This window comes from Parapedobacter indicus (assembly GCF_900113765.1).
In the GTDB taxonomy this organism is placed as follows: Bacteria; Bacteroidota; Bacteroidia; order Sphingobacteriales; family Sphingobacteriaceae; genus Parapedobacter; species Parapedobacter indicus.
Map to the genome: position 1 here is coordinate 72,722 of NZ_FOQO01000009.1, position 23,735 is coordinate 96,456.

Annotated in this window: 20 protein-coding genes and 1 tRNA gene; 4 read left to right on the forward strand and 17 right to left on the reverse strand. The window is 51.8% G+C overall.

Annotated features, from left to right (window positions below; genetic code table 11):
- Nucleotides 1–98 precede the first annotated feature (98 nt).
- Nucleotides 99–620 (forward strand): hypothetical protein, encoded by a 522-nt coding sequence (locus BMZ56_RS17845; protein ID WP_090628982.1) that lies wholly within the window; start codon nt 99–101, stop codon nt 618–620.
- 53 nt (nt 621–673) lie between these two features.
- On the opposite strand, the gene BMZ56_RS25655 is transcribed toward BMZ56_RS17845, so the two are convergent.
- Both BMZ56_RS25655 and BMZ56_RS17850 read right to left on the reverse strand, forming a co-directional pair.
- A tRNA-Ser gene (locus BMZ56_RS25655) sits at nt 674–761 on the reverse strand.
- A 36-nt stretch (nt 762–797) separates the two neighbouring features.
- A complete protein-coding gene (locus BMZ56_RS17850) occupies nt 798–1,130 on the reverse strand; it encodes a hypothetical protein (RefSeq protein ID WP_090628983.1) in 333 nt (110 codons plus the stop codon).
- A gap of 156 nt (nt 1,131–1,286) precedes the next feature.
- On the opposite strand from BMZ56_RS17850, the gene BMZ56_RS17855 reads away from it, so the two are divergent.
- Both BMZ56_RS17855 and BMZ56_RS17860 read left to right on the forward strand, forming a co-directional pair.
- Nucleotides 1,287–3,782: a DUF1549 domain-containing protein gene (locus tag BMZ56_RS17855; protein WP_218146611.1), complete on the forward strand. Its 2,496-nt coding sequence runs from the start codon at nt 1,287–1,289 to the stop codon at nt 3,780–3,782.
- A gap of 6 nt (nt 3,783–3,788) precedes the next feature.
- Nucleotides 3,789–5,207, forward strand: coding sequence for a DUF1501 domain-containing protein (locus BMZ56_RS17860; protein ID WP_090628984.1), 1,419 nt, complete (start codon nt 3,789–3,791; stop codon nt 5,205–5,207).
- Here BMZ56_RS17860 and BMZ56_RS17865 read toward each other — a convergent pair.
- The 3 genes from BMZ56_RS17865 to BMZ56_RS17875 are packed head-to-tail and all read right to left on the reverse strand — an operon-like array spanning nt 5,204 to nt 8,233.
- Complete coding sequence (locus tag BMZ56_RS17865) at nt 5,204–6,550, reverse strand: alpha/beta fold hydrolase (protein ID WP_090628986.1); 1,347 nt, start codon at nt 6,548–6,550, stop codon at nt 5,204–5,206. The two genes, BMZ56_RS17860 and BMZ56_RS17865, sit on opposite strands and share 4 nt — an antisense overlap.
- Before the next feature lie 38 nt (nt 6,551–6,588).
- Nucleotides 6,589–7,668: an energy transducer TonB gene (locus BMZ56_RS17870; protein ID WP_090628987.1), complete on the reverse strand. Its 1,080-nt coding sequence runs from the start codon at nt 7,666–7,668 to the stop codon at nt 6,589–6,591.
- Nucleotides 7,655–8,233, reverse strand: a complete 579-nt coding sequence (locus BMZ56_RS17875) for an RNA polymerase sigma factor (RefSeq protein ID WP_090628989.1) — start codon at nt 8,231–8,233, stop codon at nt 7,655–7,657. The genes BMZ56_RS17870 and BMZ56_RS17875 overlap by 14 nt, the downstream gene beginning before the upstream one ends.
- A gap of 77 nt (nt 8,234–8,310) precedes the next feature.
- Here BMZ56_RS17875 and BMZ56_RS17880 point away from each other — a divergent pair, with 77 nt between their 5' ends.
- Nucleotides 8,311–10,191 carry a vWA domain-containing protein gene (locus tag BMZ56_RS17880; protein ID WP_090629354.1) on the forward strand — a complete coding sequence of 627 codons (1,881 nt, stop codon included), beginning with the start codon at nt 8,311–8,313 and terminating at the stop codon, nt 10,189–10,191.
- A gap of 70 nt (nt 10,192–10,261) precedes the next feature.
- On the opposite strand, the gene BMZ56_RS17885 is transcribed toward BMZ56_RS17880, so the two are convergent.
- The 12 genes from BMZ56_RS17885 to BMZ56_RS17940 form a co-directional block, all read right to left on the reverse strand.
- Nucleotides 10,262–11,143, reverse strand: a complete 882-nt coding sequence (locus tag BMZ56_RS17885) for a sugar phosphate isomerase/epimerase family protein (protein ID WP_090628991.1) — start codon at nt 11,141–11,143, stop codon at nt 10,262–10,264.
- Between the two features lie 339 nt (nt 11,144–11,482).
- On the reverse strand, nt 11,483–13,474 hold the full coding sequence (locus BMZ56_RS17890; RefSeq protein WP_090628992.1) for a heavy metal translocating P-type ATPase: 1,992 nt from the start codon (nt 13,472–13,474) through the stop codon (nt 11,483–11,485).
- A 47-nt stretch (nt 13,475–13,521) separates the two neighbouring features.
- A complete protein-coding gene (locus BMZ56_RS17895) occupies nt 13,522–13,938 on the reverse strand; it encodes a Fur family transcriptional regulator (RefSeq protein WP_090628993.1) in 417 nt (138 codons plus the stop codon).
- A gap of 38 nt (nt 13,939–13,976) precedes the next feature.
- Nucleotides 13,977–14,699 carry a LamB/YcsF family protein gene (locus BMZ56_RS17900; RefSeq protein WP_090628994.1) on the reverse strand — a complete coding sequence of 241 codons (723 nt, stop codon included), beginning with the start codon at nt 14,697–14,699 and terminating at the stop codon, nt 13,977–13,979.
- On the reverse strand, nt 14,696–15,697 hold the full coding sequence (locus BMZ56_RS17905; protein ID WP_090628996.1) for a 5-oxoprolinase subunit C family protein: 1,002 nt from the start codon (nt 15,695–15,697) through the stop codon (nt 14,696–14,698). The genes BMZ56_RS17900 and BMZ56_RS17905 overlap by 4 nt, the downstream gene beginning before the upstream one ends.
- Nucleotides 15,698–15,701: 4 nt before the next feature.
- Nucleotides 15,702–16,430, reverse strand: a complete 729-nt coding sequence (pxpB, locus tag BMZ56_RS17910; protein ID WP_090628997.1) for a 5-oxoprolinase subunit PxpB — start codon at nt 16,428–16,430, stop codon at nt 15,702–15,704.
- Between the two features lie 49 nt (nt 16,431–16,479).
- The gene (locus BMZ56_RS17915; protein WP_090628999.1) at nt 16,480–17,235 is read right to left on the reverse strand and encodes a sulfite exporter TauE/SafE family protein; all 756 of its coding nucleotides are present in this window, start codon (nt 17,233–17,235) and stop codon (nt 16,480–16,482) included.
- Nucleotides 17,228–17,896, reverse strand: coding sequence for an HAD family hydrolase (locus BMZ56_RS17920; protein WP_090629001.1), 669 nt, complete (start codon nt 17,894–17,896; stop codon nt 17,228–17,230). Before BMZ56_RS17920 ends, BMZ56_RS17915 begins: the two co-directional genes overlap by 8 nt.
- Before the next feature lie 28 nt (nt 17,897–17,924).
- Nucleotides 17,925–20,057, reverse strand: coding sequence for a multicopper oxidase domain-containing protein (locus BMZ56_RS17925; protein WP_090629002.1), 2,133 nt, complete (start codon nt 20,055–20,057; stop codon nt 17,925–17,927).
- Nucleotides 20,057–20,887, reverse strand: coding sequence for a DUF3347 domain-containing protein (locus BMZ56_RS17930; RefSeq protein WP_090629004.1), 831 nt, complete (start codon nt 20,885–20,887; stop codon nt 20,057–20,059). The genes BMZ56_RS17925 and BMZ56_RS17930 overlap by 1 nt, the downstream gene beginning before the upstream one ends.
- Before the next feature lie 34 nt (nt 20,888–20,921).
- Nucleotides 20,922–21,140, reverse strand: coding sequence for a hypothetical protein (locus tag BMZ56_RS17935; protein ID WP_090629006.1), 219 nt, complete (start codon nt 21,138–21,140; stop codon nt 20,922–20,924).
- A gap of 80 nt (nt 21,141–21,220) precedes the next feature.
- The gene (locus tag BMZ56_RS17940) at nt 21,221–23,644 is read right to left on the reverse strand and encodes a heavy metal translocating P-type ATPase (protein WP_090629007.1); all 2,424 of its coding nucleotides are present in this window, start codon (nt 23,642–23,644) and stop codon (nt 21,221–21,223) included.
- Nucleotides 23,645–23,735: the final 91 nt, after the last annotated feature.

The window sequence follows — 23,735 nt, forward strand, 5'->3', positions numbered from 1 at the left end:
CTTTCGGAGCAGGTACGGGCAGGATGATTCCGACTTGACTAACCGAACCTGCCTGTACCAATAAATAATTGATTGATAGACAACTAATAGGTAAAATTATGACCATCGAACAGATCTTCCGGGATAAATCGATAAAAGCAAAGGCAAAAGTTTCTACGATCGGAAAATGGCTCCTGAATGGGGAACTTCCTTTAGAGGAGTTATTGCTGTATGCGGAAAAACAAAACGCTACTGACAAAGCAACCTGTATAGAAGCCATCGAATATGCCACGAAGAAAACACCGGCGATAGCAGATGAAAACCTGCTTACTTTTGTTACCGCAGCATTGAAAGACGACGAACCGAGGGTAAAATGGGAAAGTGCGAAAGTAATCGGAAACATAGCCCCGTTATTTCAAGCCACATTAGACAGGTCAATTACCAACTTGATGTCAAACACCGTAAACACGGGAACAGTTGTCCGTTGGGCAACGGCATATGCCCTAGGTGAAATATTAAAATTAAAAACCGATACCAACCAAAGTCTTTTGCCAAAAATTGAGGCGCTCAGCGAGAAAGAAGAAGACAACGGCGTAAAGAAAAAATACCTTGACGCGTTGAAAAAAGCAAAAAAGTTGTAAAAAGGGATTGCTGGTTATAAAAAAGCGGGGCCTCGTGAAGAAGCCCCGCTTTGCGGAGAGGGAGGGATTCGAACCCTCGATACAGTTATCCCATATACAGTCTTTCCAGGACTGCTCATTCGACCACTCTGACACCTCTCCGAGTGGGCTGCAAAAGTAAGCGTTTATTTTAGTATTTCAAAGCTCATCTTTTTCATAGCCGCCCATGCAATCCATGCAGGCGTTCGCATATGCGTTGTACTCGTCGTAGGCAGCACCGGGCTTACCAAATAAGGTGATGATCCGATCTATTCTGATTTTGGTTTCGGTATCAAGCGTGATGAACACCCCGTTTCCCCGCTCTTCTTTCATATGCAAGACACGGCCTTTTGCCTCACAAATTCCTTCGTCGGAACAGAAATAGAAGATTTTACCCGTGGTCTTTTTCTCGATTTCCTCCTCAATAACTTCCCGATACTCCCAAGCGACTGGCAAGTATGATGTGTCGAGTGATGTCTTTTTTAAGTTCATAGCCTGTAAAGATAACGTTTTTGCGCTGATCGTTATTGTTCCATTATATTACGTGTCGAAAACACACTGTGTACAGGAAAGCACAGGATAACCCTGTCAAAAGTATTTTGTATTTTTACCTACATATTTATAAACCAGATAAACTAGGACAAAGACGTGGCATTTTTTAGATATCGGAAGGTAATAGTAGGTATTAGTATTTTAATTGTGTCTATTGCCAGTGTCTCTGCAGAGTCAGTGGTGGCTGACACGCTTGCATCTGCTGATGAAGGTTGGTGGGGCTGGGGCTTCTTAGGGCGTTTCCACCCGATAATTGTCCATTTCCCGGTATCACTGCTGCTGATTGCCGCAATTATGGAGGTGCTGACCTTCCGAAAATTCCAATCATCGCTACGTACCGGCATCAATTGGTTGGTTTTTATCGGTGCAGGCGGCGCCATTGTCTCGGCATTTTTAGGATGGCTACTGGCTTCGTCCGGTAGTTATGGCGGAGATACATTTGCGGTGCATCAATGGATAGGGATCGCTACGGCAGCGCTGGGAGTGCTGGTGGCCGTATTTCTCTGGATGGCCATCCGGCAAAAACGTGCGAGCTTTGTGAAGGCATACCAAGCCCTACTATTGCTTGCCACGGTTGGCGTATCGGTAGCCGGCCATTATGGGGGTTCCCTTACGCACGGGCAGGACTATTTGCTTAGCGGCACGCCGTGGGCTTCGGGAGATGGGGAACTGCTGGCTGGGATCGAAGGGCCTTCAACACCCGTTGAGTGGCAAACGTTTGCCAGCTTGGATAGTTTGGATGGCGAGCAGGAAATGAATCTCAATCTGGCGGTCCGGACAGTGCTGGCTCATAAATGCTTCCAATGCCACAGTAGTGACAAAATGGAGGGAGAGCTTAGGCTCGATGATAAAGAACTTGTATTCAAGGGGGGCGAATCGGGACCGGTTATCGTTCCGGGCGATGTCCAGAATAGTGAGTTGGTGCGCCGCATTACCTTGCCCCCGGGGCATAAGGAAGCAATGCCCGGAAAAGGCAAACCATTGAGCGATAACGAGATTGGTCTGATAAAACTCTGGATCGAAAAAGGTGCTCCTTGGCCCGACCAGGCAAAAGGTATTTTCAGGGTAGCGCCATTGGCGCCGCGGCAACCTCAATTGCCCAGTGCGGTAGCCGGATTGGAAAACCCACTGGATCTATGGATCAATGAATATTTTAAAAAGAATGAACTCCCATGGCCAACCGTTGTTGAGGATCGGGTATTCCTGAGACGTGTCTACTTTGATCTAATCGGACTTCCGCCAGGCCCACAGCAGCTGGCAGATTTCCAAGCGGATACAAACCCAGATAAGCGAAAGCTGATTGTGGAGGAGCTGCTGGCCCGGGATCGTGACTATGCGACGCATTGGACCACCTTCTGGAACGATCTGCTGCGCAACGACTATACAGGGCCGGGTTATATTACCAACGGGCGCTTCAATATCTCCGATTGGCTATACCGATCCCTTGTCAACAACAAGCCCTATGACCAGTTTGTGCGAGAGTTAGTGGCTCCGACTGAGGCGTCCAAAGGATTTATTAAGGGCATCGAATGGCGGGGCGCCGTAAACAGCAGCCAAACCACCGCCATGCAGGCCGCACAGAATGTATCTCAGGCATTGTTGGGCGTGAATTTGAAATGTGCATCGTGCCACGATAGTTTTGTAAGTGATTGGAAGCTGGACGATGCCTATGCATTTGCCAATATTTTTTCTGAAAAACCATTGGAAATCAATCGCTGCGATATCCCAACCGGAAAAATGGCCGATACGCGGATACTATGGCCCGAATTGGGAGCTATTTCAGCTAAGGGTACGATCCAGCAGAAGTCAGAAGAATTGGCTAACGCACTCACTCAACCCGAAAATGGACGGCTTTACCGCACGTTGGTAAACCGTATATGGGCGCAATTGATGGGGCGGGGGATCGTGTCGCCTACCGATGAGATGGACAAGGCTCCCTGGAGCCAAGACTTACTGGATTGGATGGCGGTCTATTTTGTGGAACAAGGGTACGACATCAAAAAGATCCTCCACCTGATCACTACCTCCAAAACATATCAATTGCCGTCGATATCGGTTGAAGATCCAGCGACTATCAACACGGATAAATTTGTCTTTACGGGCATGTTAAAGCGCAAGCTTACGGCCGAACAGTTTGCCGACGCAGTCAGTATGGTCGTACACCCGATCTATTCGTTCGGCGCATTGAAATACAATCCACAGGGAGACTCCATCGCCTTTACGAATGCCAATTCCTTTGTGCGCGCTGCCTTGGTGCAGAACGATCCCTTTTTGACCGCTCTGGGCCGTCCAAGCCGTGAAAATATCATCAGTGTGCGCGACAACCAGGGTACACTGCTACAGGCGATGGAACTGACAAACGGGGCGCTGCTGAACGAAACCCTGATAGCAGGTGCCCAGGAATGGGTGGCGGGCCATGAAAATCCGAAATTGCTTACGGAGGCGATATTTAGGCAAAGTTTTGGACGTGCTCCAACGGAGGATGAGCGGCGCATCGCCAATGAAATATTAAACAACGGTATGGATACCAATACGGTACAGGATTTGCTGTGGGCAGTGATATTGCTGCCTGAATTTCAATTTATTGAATAAGATATCATGAAGCATTATTATAACAGGAGAGATTTTCTAAAAACCGCAAGTGCAGGCACATTGGCTGCACTTGCTGCTGGAGCCCCCCTTTCGGGATTTTTAAGCTCCTGCTCCGGCAAACAGGCTGGTGCCGACGCAGTCATTCTACTGTGGATGGCCGGGGGCATGGCTCATACCGATACGTTCGATCCGAAAGCATATACACCCTTTGAGAAAGGGCTTGACTCCAATCGGGTATTAAGCACATTCAAGTCCGTTCCGACAGCGTTGGATGGCATTCACTTTTCCGAAGGCCTGGAATCCATTGGGGCGTTGATGGACAAGGGTACGCTCATTAGGTCGTACGTCGCGGCCGATTTGGGGCATATCCTGCATTCACGCCATCAGTATCATTGGCATACGTGTTACGAACCTCCCCAAACGGTGGCCGCACCGCATATCGGTGCGTGGATCGCACAGGAATTAGGGCCTAAAAACCCAGTGATACCTGCGTTTATCGATATCGGTCAGCGAATGACAGTGGGAGAGGCCGAAGAACTTAAAGCGTTCCACACTGCTGGTTTTCTGGGGAGCGAATATGGTCCGTTTATGATACCGGATCCGTCTTCGGGACTGGATGCCGTAAAACCTCCTGCAGGGATGTCGTTCAGTCGTTTCGAGCGTCGCAATCAATTATACAACGATTTGCTCAGCCAAAATGCGGTTGGGGACCTTGGAAGTGATTACCAAAAGGAATCGTTCAAGCGCTCCATGGAGCAAGCTTACATGCTACTTAAATCTCCGGAAGCTAAAGCATTTGATCTGCACGATGAGCCGAAGGAAAGCTACGACATCTACAATACAGGAAGATTCGGCTTAGGCTGCCTAATGGCCCGCAGGCTGATTGAACAGGGTGCACGGTTTATCAGCGTAACTACCGAATACGAGCCTTTTAAAGGTTGGGATACGCACGAAGGTGGGCATACCCGCGTGGGTGAAATGAAGAAACTCATTGACGCGCCAGTAGCACAATTGATTAAAGATTTAGACCGTAGCGGGCACCTCGACCGTACGCTGATTATCATCGCCAGCGAATTCAGTCGCGATATGGTGATGGAGGGCAGGCCAGGCGCGGAGGTGAAACATCAGGTAAACCAGCCCGATGTGATCAACGATATCAAAAATTATGGGATGCACCGGCATTTTACAGATGGATGTTCCATGTTGATGTTCGGTGGTGGTATTAAAAAGGGGTTTGTGTATGGGAAGACCGCAGACGAACGGCCGTGTAAGACCATCGAGAAGCCCATACGGATTGAACAGGTGCATCAATCGATTTACCATGCGTTGGGCATCGATCCACAGAAGCACGAGGTAATTGAGGGCCGGCCCTTCTACACGACACCAGATGGTGTCCATAAACCTGAATTGGAGTTTTTTAGTTAAGGATTTTGCAAGAAGTCCAGTACGATCGCATTGAACTCCGCTGGATGGTTTACCGGGAAATAGTGGTCTTCGCCCGAGGCGATGTGCAACGTGCCTTTGGGTAAATTGGCGGCGATATTACGGGTATGGTTTTCCTTGATGATATCGTTTTCACCGGCCATCACCAACACGGGACAGTGGATCGCTCTCAAATCTTCATATACCCGGTTAGGCTCGGTTAATAACAGCGTCATCAAGCGAGCGGCATTTTGGGCCGTGCCACTGGTGTCCGCTTCCCACGCTTTGCGGCGTTTTTCGATCTCTTGAAGCACACTGCGATCTACCACATTGTCGTTGATGTAAATATTGGCACCCATGGTTACCAGCTTTTTGACTTTAGCTGGGTAATTCAACGCCAGCAGCAATCCGGTATTCCCGCCGTCGCTCCAGCCCACCACGTTCACACTGTCGAGGTTCAGCTTATCCAGCAGCGCTTTCATGTCGTCGGCAAAAAGTTCGTAGGTATACCGCTCGCCATCTTCAGACGACCTGCCCTGGCCCCGGGTGTCCACAGCGATAACGCGGTAATGTTTTGCAAATTCCGGAATTTGATAGGTAAAGGCTTGGATGGACTGTGAATTGCCGTGCAACAGCAGCAAGGGTTCTCCCTGGCCATATGTTTCGTAATATAGTTCGATGCCATTGACAGTTACCCGGTGACCGGCACTGTCATTCTTTCCGTAGGCAAGCGGTTTCTTAAAGTCCGAACCATCCACACGTGCAGACCGCTTACCCAGGTACGGAGATTCGGAGGTGCCCGAAAGAGTAAATCCCTCGCGTTGTTGTAGATAGCCCCAATGATGCGCTACGCTATCACCTTCAAAGCCGCCGGATGGGACCGGTATTTTCACAAGCTGTCCCTTCTCATCTTCCACAAACAACTGGAAATCATCGAAATAGAATTTACCCTGGCGGCTATAAAGTCCACCAAATGCCAGAAATTCCGCATCCCGATCTATTTTTCCTTCAATGGCATATACCTGCCATTCGCTGTTCCGGATGGGTTTATCCATCATGTTATAAAAAAATCCCACCCGTTTATCTTTCTTATCGACCCGTGCCCAGATTTCGGCTTCGGCGGTTGAATCGATCAGTTCCACCTTTACCGCTGCCTGCAGCCGGAAATGCTTACCTTGGTGTGCTTCCACCCGGATACGCTGGGCAAAGGCACCCCAGTCATCAGCCGATTGAGCCAACAAAAAAGAGGGCAGAAGGAGCAACCAGCCGATGACTAAGCGTGCACAATGGTTCATGCTTGCAAAGATAATCAGTCTGTGGGGCTGCTCATTTTTTTTAACATTCATTAACGTGGATACTTGAATTGCGGATAGGTAGTGATGGCTCAAAACTTCACCTGCAACTCAGCTTGCCGTTCACCGTTTTTTCCGGGTTTCCATTTTGGACCTTCGCGTACGAGCTCCATGGCCCTTTTACTAAGTGCTGGATGAGTTGTATGCGTAATTTGGATGTCGATCGGAGATCCCTCGTCATCGATTGTGAAGGTCAGTGTCACTGCACCTTTGGGACCTTCGGTTTGCCGGATACCTTTTTTAAGATACCGGTTATACACGCGCCAACCACCGAGAGGTTCGGGCTGGTCGCCTATTTCGAGGTTGCTCTCGTTGCCGTATCCCATCCCGGCTACCTCGCTATGTGTCCTTGCATCGGGCTGCGTTGCAATGGGGAGACTGTCTGGACCTGCAAGCGACACCGTTTGTGCAGTCTGCCGCATACCGCGCGTACGCACCTCCGGCGTATCGTCACGCAGCACGTGTGCTGTTTGCCTTACTTCGGCGGTATCAACCAAGATAGGGGGGCGTAAGGTTGCGGCGGTTCTCACCGACGGAGACGACGTATCCCCTGTACGTGTCGGCGGGATATCCCTCGCGGTCGGCTGTTCGGCAGGGGCAGTCGTTGGAGCCGCAGCCAATCGCTTTTTTGTTTGAGGTACAGCCTTTTTAGCAGCAGATGCTATCGATGGGGGCAGCGGCTTGGTCGCAGTGTCATCCGCTTCAGCTTGATCGTCGGATTTTCTGGCAATGGCCTGTTCTTCCGTGCGGGGCGCTTCGGTTCCGGCAGGTGCCGATGCGATTTCCGGCTGGTTTTCTTCCGGGGTGTGCCACTGCGTGAACCACAAGGTACCAACAGTGAAAGCTACCAATACGGTTGCGGCAATCGCCCAACGTTGGGCCGGAACCAATCGCCGCAGGCCGCTGCGCTGGGCTCGTGCCGCGATACGCTTGCGAATGGCTGCCAGGTTGGCTGCGTGTACGTCCTGAGTTTCCCTCTCCATTCCCAGGATAACATCCATTAATGCCGGGTCTTGCTGCGCCCGCCGCTCCAGCGTGTACATCTCCCGGGGGCTGAGCTCCCCGTTTACATACCGTCTGATCCGTTCGATGTCTACCTTACCTTTTTGCATCGCTGCCCTCCATACACAGTTTCAGGTTCCGCTTGCCATTTTGGATGTAGCTTTTCACCTCGTTCATGCTATATCCCGTAATTTCGGCTATCTCTTTGTAACACTTTTCGTTTAGATAAAACAAATCGACACTCCGTTTTTGTTTTTCCGGCAGGCGCTCCATGCAGCGCTCCAATTGGGAAAGCTGCCGTTCTTTTTCCTCCACGTCGTCTTCCGGATGCACCGGCAGCGGAAATTCCACAAATTCATCGATCGAAATTTGCTGCCTGTTTTTTTCAGACCGCAGCTGCATAAGGCAATGGTTGCGACTCAGCACATAAAGCCAGCTGCCAAATTTCTGGATGTCCTGCTTATTGACTTTGTGGATAAGTTCCTCAAAAATCTGCATAACGGCATCCTTGCTGCGCTCGCTGTCCTGCAGGTAACGCATGCATACGTAATATACCATTTCGGCATGGGCATCAAACAGTGCAGCCAAGACAGCCAGATCGCCGGTCTCGCGATAGCGCCGTAGGAGTATGTCGTCGTCATCGACGTTTTTTTTGGACTTGCTTAACCAACCCATTACCGGGTGAAAATAATTTTTTTTTCCGGTTTATGGAAATCCGGAAAGCCCCGCATCCTTCGCCAAAATTTAGTGTTATGAAGCCAATCATCTTTTTTGCAACATTGCTGACGCTATCCCTGGTGGGATATCGGTCCGGCACGCCGCCCACCATGCATGGTAAGGTATACGACCAACAAACGGGTACGGCAATCGCCGGTGTTTTTATCACCGTAGAAGGAGCCCTAGCCACCACCCAAACGGACTCCCTGGGGCGGTATGCTATTTCCGCGGCAATTGGGCAGTTCCTGGTATTTAGTCACACCGGTTATGAAGCCAAGCGGATAAAGGTTGGCAACAAAAACCCGCTGGATGTACCGCTTAACCCCTCACAGGTCTCCGCAGTGGAAACGATGATGACGGGATACGGCACACAACACCGCATGGCTTTAGTTGGCAATACCGGTGGCATCCGTATCCGCGGTATTGCGGATGCTACCTATTCCCCCCTCATGATCCTGCCTCAGTCGGTAAATACCGAATCCTATAAAAGAATTGCCGAAAATCACTTTTCTGACCCCTTGGATGCGCCTTTATCCACCTTTGCCATCGATGTGGACGCTGCTTCGTACAGCAATTTCCGTCGATTCATCCATAACGGGCAATTGCCACCGGCAGATGCCGTCCGGATTGAGGAAATGATCAATTATTTCCAATATGAGCTAGCGAGCCCCACCGGTGGCGAACCGGTGGCTATTCATACCGAGCTGGCCACAGCACCCTGGAATCCCAAACATCACCTGTTGCGTATCGGTTTGAAAGCCAAGTCGGTTCCGGCCGATAAACTGCCCGCATCCAATTTGGTTTTTCTGATCGACGTATCCGGATCCATGATGGGGAGTAACCGTTTACCCTTGGCGCAGGCGTCCATGAAACTGCTTGTGGACCAGCTTCGGGGGAACGATCATGTGGCCATCGTAACGTATGCCGGATCGGCCGACGTGGTATTGGAAAGTACGCCGGCAAGCCAGAAAATCGCCATCAAGGACGCCATCGATGCACTCCATGCCAGCGGATCTACTGCCGGCGGGGCAGGTTTGCAGTTGGCCTATCGCATCGCTCGCCAACATTTTATCAAAGACGGAAATAACCGCGTTATCCTAGCTTCCGATGGGGATTTCAATGTGGGCCCATCCAGCGACAACGAGATGGAGCAACTGATTGCCAAAGAGCGGCAAAGCGGCGTAAGCCTGTCCGTGCTGGGCTTTGGCATGGGCAACCTGAAAGATAGCAAGATGGAACTGCTGGCCAACAAAGGGCACGGAAATTATGCCTACATCGACAACATCACGGAAGCCCGCAAAGCGATGATCACGGAGTTTGGCGGCACGCTCTTTACGGTAGCAAAGGATGTAAAAGTACAGGTGGAGTTCAATCCATACAAGGTTCAGGCATACAGACTGTTAGGATATGAAAACCGTTTGCTGGAAAAGGAAGATTTCAATAACGACGAAAAGCTTGGGGGCGACATGGGCGTGGGGCACACCGTTACGGCCTTATATGAAATCGTACCAGCAGGGGTAGAAAGCGCGTATCCCGGCGATGTCGATCCGTTGAAATACCAGTCGGCGAAAGATCGGCGAACAGTGGGTAACAGCCGGGAGGTGGCAACGGTCAAATTCCGCTACAAAGATCCAGATGGAGCTAAAAGTCGACTGCAGCAAGTAGCCGTGGCCGATACGCCGGTAGCATTGGCAAGCGCCAGCATGGATTTCCGCTTTGCCAGTGCCGTGGCGGAACTGGGTATGCTGCTACGAAATTCCGATTTTAAACAGCAAGCAGATTACGATCAACTAATCGCCCGGGCAAAGGGTGCCAAAGGTAAAGACGACGAAGGCTACCGGGCGGAATTCATCCGCTTAGCAGAAAACGCGAAGCTACTCGCGCAAAGTGACGGATTAGCGGTGCAAAACTACTAATCCGCAGTCGTAGCAGGTCACCGGTAAGCAACTATACCGGTGACCTGGTCGTTTGAAAGATGGCCGATGGTTAAAGCTTCGACACCATACGATCGAAAACGGCACGTTGTGCCCGCATGGATCCCACTTTATCTTCCGGATTCGTATGACATTCCAGCAGGATCCAACCGCTGTAATCCAACTGACTCAGATTTTTCAAAAGCGTGGGGTATGGGTAATCGGTTCGGTCCAATTCGCGAACATGAATGGTATCACCTAAGCGATCCTTTACCAAATCGAAGTTGTATTGGAATCCCTGACCGTCCAAATCCTGTGGATTGCAATTCCAGCAAATAGTTGCATTGGGATGGTCCGCGTGGTCCATAATGGTCTTGATATTGGGTAGGTTCTGCGTTTCATTACCATGAACTTCCAACCGGAGCTGCTGACCGAAATCAGCTGCGTAAGCCGCCAGTTCTTTCAAGGAGGCACCGATCTGCGCCATGGTCTGTTCACGGGGTACATTCTCGTGGAACGCATTCGGTTTTACCTTTACGCCGCTGCCCCCGATATCTGCACTTAATTGAATGAATTCCTTCGTTCGTGCAATGGCTGCTTTGAGCCGGTCCTGATCGGGGAAATCGTATTGCTCATTGGTACCCATACCAACTACCACTACCGGGCTATCCGCAAATTGCTTCTTAACGCCCAAACGTTCCTGTTTGCTCATTTCGGGAGTAACGTGATGGGCGTGATCTACCCGCAGCTCAACGCCATGTATTCCCGTTGCTGTACAGTTTTTGATGAGTGTCGGCACGTCCCAGTCTTTACCCCATTGGTAGGTGACCAGTCCAAGCTTCATTTTGGATACATACTTCCGGTCGCCAACTGCCCAAGCAGCCGCAGGAATCAACGTTGAACCCGCCAGTAACGACAACGTGTTAAGGAATTGCTTTCTATTAATGCTGTACATCGTATTATAAATTGGTTGCTAGCAAATATAATATTTATTCTGTTTAATTCTTCCACGGATCCGGTTTTCGTGTGAAGTAGGTGATGACGTCGACTTGAAGAGCGGACCGGCTACATGGATGCCGTTGTATCTGCTAAGCGATTTTATTACTGTATATCCAACTTTATCGTCCCGCTTCCGTTGAGGTACAGTAAGCGATATACTAATTTTATCCTTGTGTTGCGTACCCTTATAGAGGTACATAACAGGTACGGAATAGGTGCATATACCGTGCAGATTGGGTACCTTAAAAGTAGGGCATATACAACGTCAAACCTCTTTTCTTGAGTGAAAGATACCTTAAAAATCCATCCGCTGAATACGGATTGCATTGCCAATAGCGAGCAAAGCCACCCCCACGTCCGCAAAGACTGCTTCCCACATGTTGGCTAACCCGCCGGCGCCGAGAATAAGCACCGCAGCTTTTACGACAAAAGCCAGGGTAATATTTTGCCATACGATGCGGCGTGTCGCTTTGCCGATACGGATTGCCACCGGTATCTTGCTGGGCATATCGTCCTGGATGACCACATCGGCCGTTTCGATGGTGGCGTCGCTACCTAGACCGCCCATCGCAATGCCTACGTCGCTAAGTGCGACAACGGGTGCGTCGTTTACCCCATCACCTACAAAAGCAACCCGGTAGTTGAAAGCTTTCAATTCCTTGATTTTGTCCGCCTTATCTTCCGGCAACAAATCGCCGTAGGCTTGGGGTATATCCAATTTGTCGGCCACCTCCCGAACCACGGCCGTGCGGTCGCCGCTAAGCATGGTGGGTACAATGCCCATTGTTTTCAATTCACCGATGGCCTTAGCGGCATCGGGTTTGAGTTCATCGGCGATGGTAAGGTAACCGGCAAACCGACCGTCGTACCCCACCGCTACGACGGTTTGTGTCGTATGGCCGGCAGCAGCGTCATAGTTAACGCCAAATCGGTCGAGCAATTTAAAATTGCCAACCAGAAGCTGCTTCCCATCTAACAAGGCGCTCAAGCCATATCCCGCGATTTCCTCCACCGCTTCCAGTCGCAGCGTATCATCAACCGGTCCGGCATATTCACGGATGGCGGTAGCAACGGGATGGGTGCTGTTGCGCTCCAGCGCATGGGTCCAGGCGAGTACCTCAGCCCGATCAAAACCCTCGGAAATAAACACCTCCTGTACTGTAAACACACCTTTGGTAAGTGTACCTGTTTTGTCCATAACCACCTGTCGGATGGTAGCCAACGCATCCAGAAAATTACTTCCTTTGAACAGAATGCCATGACGGCTGGCTGCCCCAATACCGCCGAAATAGCCAAGGGGGATGGAGATGACGAGTGCACAGGGGCAGGAGATAACCAAAAAGACCAGCGCTCGATACAACCAATCGGTAAACACATAATCGGCTACGAACAATACAGGCAAGGTGGTGATGAGTACGGCAAGCAATACAACGATGGGCGTATACACCTTGGCAAACCTGCGGATAAACAGTTCGGTGGGCGCTTTTTGTGCCGTGGCATCCTGTACCAACGCGATGATCTTGCTGAGTTTACTATCGTTATAGGCCGTGGTGATGCGTACCTGTGCTACGGTATTCAGATTGATCATACCCGCCAGTACTGCATCCCCCGTTATCTTGGTGTCCGGTTTGCTCTCGCCGGTGAGCGCTGCGGTGTTGAATGCGGCACGGTCCGAAAGCAATTCACCATCTAACGCCAGCTTTTCACCGGGTTTAAGCTGCAGGATTTGTCCGATGGCAGCTTGTTTGGCACGGATGGTGCGCGGACGGCCCGCTTCCAAAAGGGTCACCTCGTCCGGCCGCTGGTCCAGCAGCGCCTTGATGTTGCCCTTTGCCCTGCGTACGGCCAAGCCCTGAAGGTTTTCGCCCACGGTATAGAACAGCATGACAGCCACACCTTCCGGATATTCGCCGATGGAAAAAGCACCCAATGTAGCTAGGACCATCAGCGTAAATTCCGAGAAGATTTCTTTTTTCCGGAAGGCCTGGAGCATTTCTAACACGACCGGTCCGCCCACCGGCACATAGGCTACCGCATACCAGATAAAACGTGTCCAGTATTCAAAGAAAGAAGGCCGCGGAAGCCACGCATTATCAACGGCTAACCCTATTAATAACAGCGCAAAACTAACGATGGCCGGTAGGAAAAGACGAACGATGGACGGTGTGCCGCTTTGGACCGGTCCGTGGTCATGACCGTCTCCATGGGCATATACGGGGTCAGGAATGTGGTCTTCCGATGCGCAACAGGAGCAAGATGCTGTATGGTTTTGAGTCTTTGTATCCATAACAAAACAAAGATACTCCGAAAAGACATGCAACCGATTTGCAAAGTTTACCCTGCACAGTCCTCACAAAGTCCTTTCATGACCATATTCATCTCTTTCAATACAAATTTATGCGGCAGATTTACGGCCGGTATGGTGTAATCGGTCAAGCAGAACGTGCGTTTGCATACTTGGCAGTGAAAATGCACATGCAGATCCCCCGGGTTGCATTCGCATCCTTCACTGCATAAGGCATATTTTGCAGATCCAGTACCGTCGTCAATGCTGTGGATGATTTTATGCTGTTCAAAGGTCTTCAGGGTGCGGTATAGGGTAACCTTATCCACCTTATCAAACTGTTCTTCAAGATCGGACAAGCTGCTGGCGGCTTCCTGTTGTGCGAGCATATCGAGCACCAACAACCGCATGGCGGTCGGTTTAACCGAACGCGCATTTAGAATGGATGTCAGTTGCTTATCATTCATCGGTAACTACTAGCAAGTACCACCAAAGATACGGAAAATTATTTGGATGGAATGTTGATTTGGATCCCGGCCTGCGTAAGTGCCCGGCGTACTGCACGGGCTACCTCAACGGCATGAGGCCCGTCACTATGGATGCATAAGGTATCCACTTTTTCTGATAAAATAAGCGATTGATCAATCATCTGTTGTACCTCAGTAAGTATCGCATGGGGATGGGTACGCGGCGTCAGTGTACCGTCTGCTTGGTAAGTACGGTCTATAAATCCTTCGGCAGCCACGGCAATGCCCCGGTCAAGCGCCGCTTGGATCATCTTACTGCCGGCTAGCGCGTATAAGATGAGTGCCGCATCAAAATCATACACGGCTGCAACAATCGCTGCCGCCAGCTTCGCGTCGCGTGCCGCCATATTGTACAATGCGCCGTGTGGTTTTACGTGGTGCAGCTTACCGCCGGCCGCATGAACGAAGCCGTATAGCGCACCGATTTGGTAAAGTGTGATCTGGTAAGCCTCCTCCGGAGAGAGGGGACGTTCCTGCCTGCCAAAGCCTTCCAGATCCGGCAAACCGGGATGGGCGCCAATTGCTACGCCGTGGTTCAATGCTGCTTGTACGGTCAGTTGCATGCGTAAAGCATCACCTGCGTGGAAACCGCAGGCGATGTTGGCCGATGTGACACAGGGGAGAAGCAGTTCGTCGGAAGACCCCGGCTGGTTCCCCGGCGTTTCGCCCATGTCACAATTCAAGTCGACTGTAATCCTCATAAGTTCATTCGTTCATCCATTCCCCAAGCTAGCGACAGCTTCTTCAATCGCTCTTCTTGATGAAGATATAGTTTTTCTGCATCGTTCCGGCTTATTTCCCGGAAAAAAATTTCATCTCCGGGCTTAAATTGAGCGCATAGGGGCATGTCTACCGCGGCTATTTGCGCGATGCGTGGGTAACCGCCGGTGGTCTGGCTGTCCGCCATCAGTAAGATGAGCTTGCCGTCGCCCGTCACCTGAACCGTTCCCGGAACAACGGCGGTGGATAGCAGTTCGCGCTTGGTACGGCTGCGCATGGGCGGGCCTTCCAACCGGTATCCCATCCGATTGCTCTGCGGGGTGATACGAAAGGGGGCCGACAGGAAGTCTACCACCGATTGGCCTTCAAACCATGTAAACTCCTGAGCGGGGACGATACGTACCACCCTCCGGTCAGCTGGCAATAACAACCAGCGGGCAATTCCCCAGTTGGGGTAGTTGATCGCATCGCTAATTAATCGGTTGAACAGTTGCCTTGTCCTTGCAGAAGGCGTATCTGCCGCCTTCAGTACATCTCCCTTGCAGAGTGCGCGGCCTTGTACACCACCGATTCCTGCCGGCAGGTAAGTGCTCCTGCTTTCCAGTACTTCGGGCACGTCCCAGCCACCAGCTATGGCAAGATAGGTATGGCAGCCTTTCGACGTATCCATTAACCGGATTTCAGTTCCTTTTGGCACAAATATCGGCCTGTCCGATGGCAGGTGCCGTGAATCCGCTTCCAGCAAAGCTCCTTCACCCGAATACGCGATCAGCAAATCACGCTCGGCACGGAAAACGGCTCCTCCATAAGCGAATTCGATCACGGCGGCATGCATATCATTGCCCAATGCTTGGTTGGCTATTCGGGCAGATAACCTGTCCATCGCACCGGAAACGGGCACACCCTGCGATAAATAGCCAGGACGCCCCAGGTCCTGAACGGTACTGAGCATGCCGGCTTTATCGATCCGTATCTGCATAGGGTTAGCTATTCGTATAGAACTGTTCGGGAGAGATGGGTTGGAAGACAACCTGGTCGCCCGCTTTTAACCGGGCAGGCGGTCTGTTTGTTGCATCAAACAGGGGCAGGGGTGTGCGACCGATAATTTGCCAGCCGCCCGGTGTATCCTGTGGATAGATACCGGTTTGTTTCCCGGCAATGCCTACCGAACCATGGGGTACCAACGGGCGCGGCGTAGGTTTTCGGGGTGTAGCCAATTGTTGCGGTAATCCGCCGAGGTAAGGAAAACCGGGCGTAAAACCAATCAGATAAACGTGGTACAATGCCGTGCTGTGCTGCTGGACAACCTCCGCTGGAGTTAGGCCATTCCGGTGAGCTACCTCATCGAGGTCGGGACCAAACTCCCCACCGTAACATATCGGGATGGTCACGGCGTTGCTAGGGTATGCGGCGGTTTTCCCCGGCATATACCGAAGCTCCTTCAAATAATCGGATACCCGTTGGAAGCAGTTAATTCCCCGAAGCTGGGAGGATTGCATCACCTGTATCGGATCGAAAAACACGCTAAGTGTCGTATAAGCCGGTACCGTGGTCCGAAATCCATCAAAAGGATGCTCATTCAGCTGTGTATTGAACCGAACAATACGATCCAAGGTTTTTGCGGCTATTTCGTCGTCAAATTCAAGCGTAACCGCATATTCACACAAGGAATATATCGTAAATGTTTCCGCAAATTCTGACAGCAAATCCATCCCGTTTGTAAACCTATCAATGATAGACAAAATTTGGGCGGGAACAAAATTAAATCAATAAAAACAATGTTGATACCACCGTCAACACAATCATCAGCAGCTTAAATTGCCGTTCAGGCAACAGGTGGACGATCTTAATCCCGATAAAACCACCCAGCAGAATGAAGGGAAGAGCGGTAAGGCTGAGCAGAAAGCCTGCCCAGGACACATTATCCCAAACAAAAATCTGCAGGGGTATCTTGAGGTAGTTCAGGATCATGATAAACCATGCACCGGTTGCCACAAATGCAAATTTGGGTAGCCGCATGGCCAACAGGTAGACGGTTAAGATGGGGCCTGCGGCATTCCCAATCATCGTGGAAAAACCCAGAACAAAACCAATCAGCGGTGCAAACCAGCGTGATGCACGGATCTTGTCCAAGTTTTCGGAACGATTCATTCCGACCATCGTCACCACACCCAGCAGGATGCAACCACCCATCATGATTTTGAAGCTCGATTCGGGCACCCTATCGCCCAGTATCAGTGCCACGACCAGTCCCATCAATGCCCAAGGCATGGGCTTGATGACCAAACCCCGATGAAACTTTTTGCGGTAATAAATAACGGCCAGCAAATCGGCCATACAGAGCATCGGCAATACGATACCTGTGGAATGCTTAGCCCCGAAAAGTAGCGCAAAAAGGGGGATGGTTACCGTACCTATATTTTGGACACCCGTTTTGGACATGCCGATGAGCATGGCGCAAAAGAAAAAGAGGGCCCACGTACCCGGTCCGTGAAGCAGGCTGGAAAAATCAGGCATAGTGCGTTGCCAGCATTTGTTTGACGCCGGTCACATCGATGTCGTGATAATCCCGGATGTAGTGCTGGCAGGGGGGAAGCTGATCTTTGGTATGTGAAGTAAGCACACCTACCACTTTCGCACCCGCATTGATAGCGGCCGATACGCCGGAGAAAGAATCTTCGAAAATCACGCAGTCGAGCGGCTGGACATCCAGATTCCGTGCCGATTTCAGGTAGATCTCGGGGTCGGGCTTGTGGGCCGTTACGTCCTCGCTGGAGAGGATGGAATCCATCAGCGGCCGTAAGGCGAGGCCATCGAGAATGAAATCAAGATTCGCACGCGGCGCCGATGTAGCCACACCGATGCGGAACCCTTCGGACCGGAGTGCGGCGAGGAATTCCGGCAGCCCCGCGATCGGTGTCAGACTTTCACGATAAATTTCGCGGAACAGCGCTTCTTTTTCAGCTGCCAGGCTCCTGATTTCCGCTTCGCTGAGCGCACGCTTGAAAAAATACCGCATGATGTAGTCGTTATGCTTGCCATACATGTGGTCCTCGAATTCCTGCTCGGTATAGGGAACGTGATATTTATCAAAAAACTGCTTGAATGCTTCGGAATGGTGTGGGTTGGTATCAGCGATGACCCCATCCATGTCAAAAATGACTGCGTAGTTGTCCATGGCGCAAAAGTAGCATATTTTGATCGAACTAGTACGTAAAGGTTAATCCGCCGCCCAAGCCCATATCGCTGTCGTAGTGGCTGGACAGTGAAATGTATTTGGTGAGGATGTATTTCGCACCGATGGTATATTCCCCGTCGCTGTTATAGAGACCGCGCAGCCGCAACCTTGCGGTAACCGGAATATCGTCGCGCTCAATCTGCAGGCGCACATACCCGTTGTGATTCACACGTAGGTCGGCCACGATGAACCAGGGAAGCGTATATTGCAGGCCGATGTGAAATGCCGTGCGGTCATCTTTTGTGTTGGTCTGCCCGAACCAATTGCGGTCGGCATGTCCGCCTTCACGGTAACGCCATTCACCTCCGGCAAAGGCCATGAGGAATTGATTGCGGTCGAGATACCTGCCGAAACGCGTATCGACCTCATACCCGCGCCGCTTATTGGGACCAAGGTGCCAATCGGTTTGCCACGCCCAGCGCGTATTTTCCAGTACGACGTCGCCGTCGCTTGCATTGGACTCGATGCCGATTTCGGCACCGAGGTAGAAACGCCTGTCGTCGGCGTATACCTTGCGCAGGCCTTCCTCCGGATCGGGAATCTGTGGATTGGGCGGCGAATCTTCATAGGTGAAGATCCGGCCCATGCCGCTCATCATGTGGTAGAGGATATGGCAATGGAAAAACCAGTCGCCGTATTCCTCGGAGGCATTGAATTCCAGTGTGTCGGTTTCCATAGGCATGATATCCAGTACGTTTTTCAGCGGTGCATAGTCGCCCTGCCCGTTGACTACCCGGAAAAAGTGACCGTGCAGGTGCATGGGATGCCGCATCATGGAATTATTGGTAAGGATGATGCGGATGTTTTCACCCTTTTTGATCAAGATTTTATCGCGTTCAGATACCGTCTTATTGTTGATGGTCCATACGTAGCGGTTCATGTTGCCGGTCAATTCAAAATGGAGTGTCCGGAAGGGCTTGTCTGGCAATGCCGTGGGCGTGGGCGACCGGAGCATGGCATAGTTGAGTGTTTTGGGTCCATTTCCTTCGGGATACATTACCGCATTCATGTCCATCTGTTGCAAACTCATGTCCATCCCCATGTCCTTCATGTCGCCACCGACGGTCATCATGTCGTTCATCATCTTCATCCCTTCAAAATAATCCAGCTTGCCGAGGGGCTGCTTGAGCTGCTTTACGCCATCACCGAGCCACAGGGAAACCTGGCCGATACGGTCTTCGGAAGTGGCCACCAGCTCATAGGCGGCACCGTCTGCCGGAATGGTCACCTCGACATCGTAGGTTTCGGATACCCCCACGATGAGCCGATCCACGGTTACGGGTTCCACATCCGCGCCATCGGAAGCGACCACGGTGAGCGGTCCGCCTGCATAGGTGAGCCAGAAGTACGTGGATGAACTACCATTGATGACGCGTACCCGCACCTTATCACCCGCACGGTATTGCGGGCGCTGTTGCTCGGCATCACCATTCAGAAGAAAACGTTCGTAGTAGACATCACTTACGTCCATGGCATGCATCCGCTTCCATTCGTTAATGAACTTGGTGCCGAGATGTCCGGACAGCAGTCCCTCTCCGTAGCTTTGGGTGGCTCCTTTCCGGATGCCGTACCAGTCGGTCGCCCGGTGCAGTGAGCGCTCAATCTGGTGTGGGTTCTCATCACTCCAATCGCTGAGCAGCATCACTTCCTCATGCACCGGGCGCTCGTCCTTTTTATGGATGATGAATGCACCGTACAGACCGATCTGCTCCTGCAGCATGGTATGCGAATGGTACCAGTACGTGCCGCTCTGCCGGATGGGAAACCGGTATACGTGGGTGCTCATACCCTTGATGGGAGCTGTGGTCAGGTAGGGGACGCCATCCTGTTCATTGGGCAAAAGAATGCCATGCCAATGAATGGACGTTTCGTGGTGCATGTGGTTATGCACGTGGATCTCGGCAGTATCACCTTCAGTGAAATGAAGGGTAGGAGCGGGCAGCTGTCCATTGATGGCGATGGCCTTCCGGGCGTTTCCGGTGTAGTTGACCACCGTATCGGTGACGTTGAGGTCGTAACGAACGGTCCGCTGTGCGGTAGCTGCCAGTGTACCCGCCATCAACAGCACCAGTAATACCCCGTGTATGCGCTGAATACCCATTAGTTGTGTGAATGTGGTTCGGCACCGTTGCCACCCAGTGTTTCAACAACACTGCCGCAAGTCAGCATCTGTTCTCCATAATACGGATTCCGGATGGCTTTTTCCTGGCTCAGCCAGTTGGCGCCCTTTCCTTTGTTGTACATCGGGCAGTGCTGGTAATAGACGGCGGACGAAGGTGTGTTTGCTTTCGTCAGGCTATACAGATGCTCAGATAATAGGACAAACCGGTTCCGCTGGTCATCAAGGGTTTTCGCCTTGGCTACCGCTGCCGCGTGGGTAGCTGCCTGCTTGGCTGCCGGTGCAGAAAGTTCTCCCAGTTGCTTGGCGAGTGCAGTTGCGGGGGCAGTCACACTTTTCGCGTCGCCGGCGACGAGCGCATCTTTCAGTTTGAAGTAGGCGTGGAGCACGCCATCGATCGGCGACTGCTGACTGGTGGCTACCGGTTGGTGTCCTCCATGGGTTGTGCCCTGTCCGTCCGCTGTCAGCGCCGCGGCTTGCGGAGCGCGTTCGTATTGGCAGCAGTTATCCAGCGCCGCATATGCTTCGGCAGGAGCGAGGTACCGCTCGTTGTCGTAGCCGGCATAGGCCACACGTTTCAATACTGCATCGGCGGAAGTCGTCGTAGCATCGTAGGTAAGCTCCGCAAGGTGGGTGTCTGCATCCCAGGAGAGGGTGGCTTCGCCCTTTTTTGTGCCCGCTGTTTCGATGGTCTGCTTACACTGGTCGCAGTTTCCTTCGATGCGAACGGTTTCGGTCCTTGCATTCGGGAGCTGTGCGGAGGCTATCCCCCACATAGGGAGCAACATCGGTACTAAAAACGTAATTTTCATGATAAGCTAATTTTGATTGACTGTTCCATTAAATTCACGGTTCGATGGATTCCGCTTTGAACCCGGCCTTATTGACCGCAGCAACGACCGTGTCTGCATCGGCAGCATCTGCATTTACGGTGAGGACTTTATCGGGGTTGCCAATGTCTACCTGCCAGTTTCCCTTGCCAACGGATTGATTGAGGGAAGGGGTTACAGCTGCCAGGCAGCCTCCGCAATTGATGGTTGTTTTGAATTTGCGTGTAGTTTCCATATGTGTTGTTTTTGTTTTTATGTGTTATCGTATTAAATCTGTATAAATCCGCTGAATCCGGTCATCCATGTTCCCACGGATCAACTCCATTTCAACCGTAAGCTGTTGCTCACCACGCTCACACTGCTGAGGGCCATGGCTGCTCCGGCAATCATTGGATCCAGCAGAAAACCATTGATGGGATACAGCAGCCCGGCGGCAATCGGTATTCCGATGATATTATAAATAAACGCCCAGAACAGGTTTTGTTTGATGGCGGCTACCGTTTTCCTCGAAAGCTGGATGGCCGTGGGAATCCGGGTGAGGTCGCTTGAAATGACGGTCATCTTGGCCACGTCCATCGCAATATCGCTGCCTTTGCCCATGGCGATACCAACATCAGCCTGGGCAAGCGCATTGCTGTCGTTAATGCCGTCGCCCACCATGCCCACAACATGCCCCTTTGCCTGCAGGTCCTTTACGAAATCTGCTTTTTCAGCGGGCAATACGTTTGCCCGGAAGTGGCTGATCCCTGTCTGCCCGGCAACGGATTTGGCGGTCTGCTCGTTGTCGCCGGTTAGCATATACACGGCTACACCTGCCGACTGCAATTTACGGATCGCTTCCGCTGAGGTAGGCTTGATCCTATCGGCAATGGCAACGGCTGCCAGCAAGGTGGATTCATCCGCAAAATGGATGACCGTATGGGCGAGATCCAGTTGCCCGTCGATCCATTGCTGGGTCTGCTCACTGACGGTAATGTGGTGCGCTTTCAGCAATGCCGCGTTGCCGATCAGGTAATTCTTCGAATTGTATCTGCCTTTTATGCCCTGTCCGGTGATGTTTTCAATAGCCATGTCCTGTAGAAATGCGGCCTGACCATCAAGCACTTTTACGACGGCGTCGGCCAAGGGGTGCTCGGATGACTGCTCGATGCTGTACAGGATGTTGCGCAGCTCGTCCGTCTCCGGTACTTCCCAGTGCAACGCCACGACCTCCGGCTTACCTTCGGTGATGGTGCCCGTCTTGTCGAGGACGATGGCATCCAACTTCTTGGCAAGTTCAAGGCTTTCGGCGTCCTTGATCAGGATACCCTGCTCGGCGCCCTTGCCGACACCCACCATAATGGCGGTAGGAGTGGCCAATCCGAGCGCGCAGGGGCAAGCAATAACCAACACGGTAACCAGCGCCAGCAGGCCATGGGTAAATCCTTCCTGGCCATCGAAAATCATCCACAACCCGAAGCTGAGGATTGCAATACCGATGACGATGGGCACAAAAATTCCGGCAATCCGGTCCACCAGTTTCTGTACGGGTGCCTTGCTGCCCTGGGCATCCTGCACCATTTTGATGATCTGGCCCAGCAAGGTGGCACCACCCACTTTTTCCGCTTTAAACTGAAAGCTACCTTTCTGATTGAGGGTACCTGCAAAAACCGCCGCCCCCGGCTGTTTGGCCACAGGCACGGGCTCGCCACTGATCATACTCTCATCCACGTATGAATTGCCGGAAACCACGGTGCCATCCACGGCAACCTTTTCGCCGGGCTTCACCAGCAACGTGTCGCCCACGGCCACGTTGGCAATAGGGGTTTCCTGTTGATGCCCCCCTGCATGAACCACGGTGACCGTTTTGGGCTGCAGCCCCATCAGTTTTTTGATGGCCGAGGACGTGTTGCCCTTTGCCCGTTCTTCGAGCAGCTTACCCAATAGGATAAAGGCAATGACCACAGCGGCCGACTCGAAATAGACATGTGCATGCAGCCCGCGGCTGTGCCAGAATTCGGGGAAGAGCACATTGAATACACTGAAAAGATAGGCGACACCGGTACTTAAGGCCACCAGGGTATCCATGTTGGCCGAACGGTGTTTCGCCTGCTTGTATGCGCCGATGTAAAACTGGCGGCCGAATACAAATACCACAGGTGTAGCCAGCAACCACATCACGTAGTTGGCCCACCCCTGATTCATCAATGCGGGGGTCATCCCGACGACGACTAAGGGAATCGCCAGAAGGATGGCACCCACGGTACGCTTTTTCAATGATTTGAAGTGGGATTGCTGCAGCGCCTCCAGCGACTCGGCGGCTTCCGCCGTTTCATCGATCATCAGATCGTATCCGATGGACTGCACGGCTGCTCGTAATTGCTGGGCGTCCGTGATGCCCGGTACGTACTCCACCTGTGCAGTGGCGTTGGCGTAGTTGACCGTTGCGGAAAGCACCCCCGGCTGAGCCGTAAGGATGGTTTCCGTGCTATTGGCACACGAAGCACAGGAGAGGTTGAGCACTGGAAAGGACTGTTTTACGGTCGTTACACCGTACCCTAGGTCGCGGATTTTCTTTACGGCCTCGGGTATAGCAGTGATCGCATTGCCCGCGGTGATCGCCGCACGCCGGTTGTTCAGTTCGACACGGTGGTGGCTGATTTCCGGCACATCTGCCAACCCTTTGTCCACGATTAATGCGCAATGTTCGCTTTCAACGTTTTCGAGTGGCAGGTATATCGTATCATTTGTGTGTTCCATAACTTTCTTTGATTGAACACTACAAATGTCGGTGTTAAACCGCCGGAAGTTTTATGGAATGATGGGAAAGTTTTATGATTTAAATGGGTAA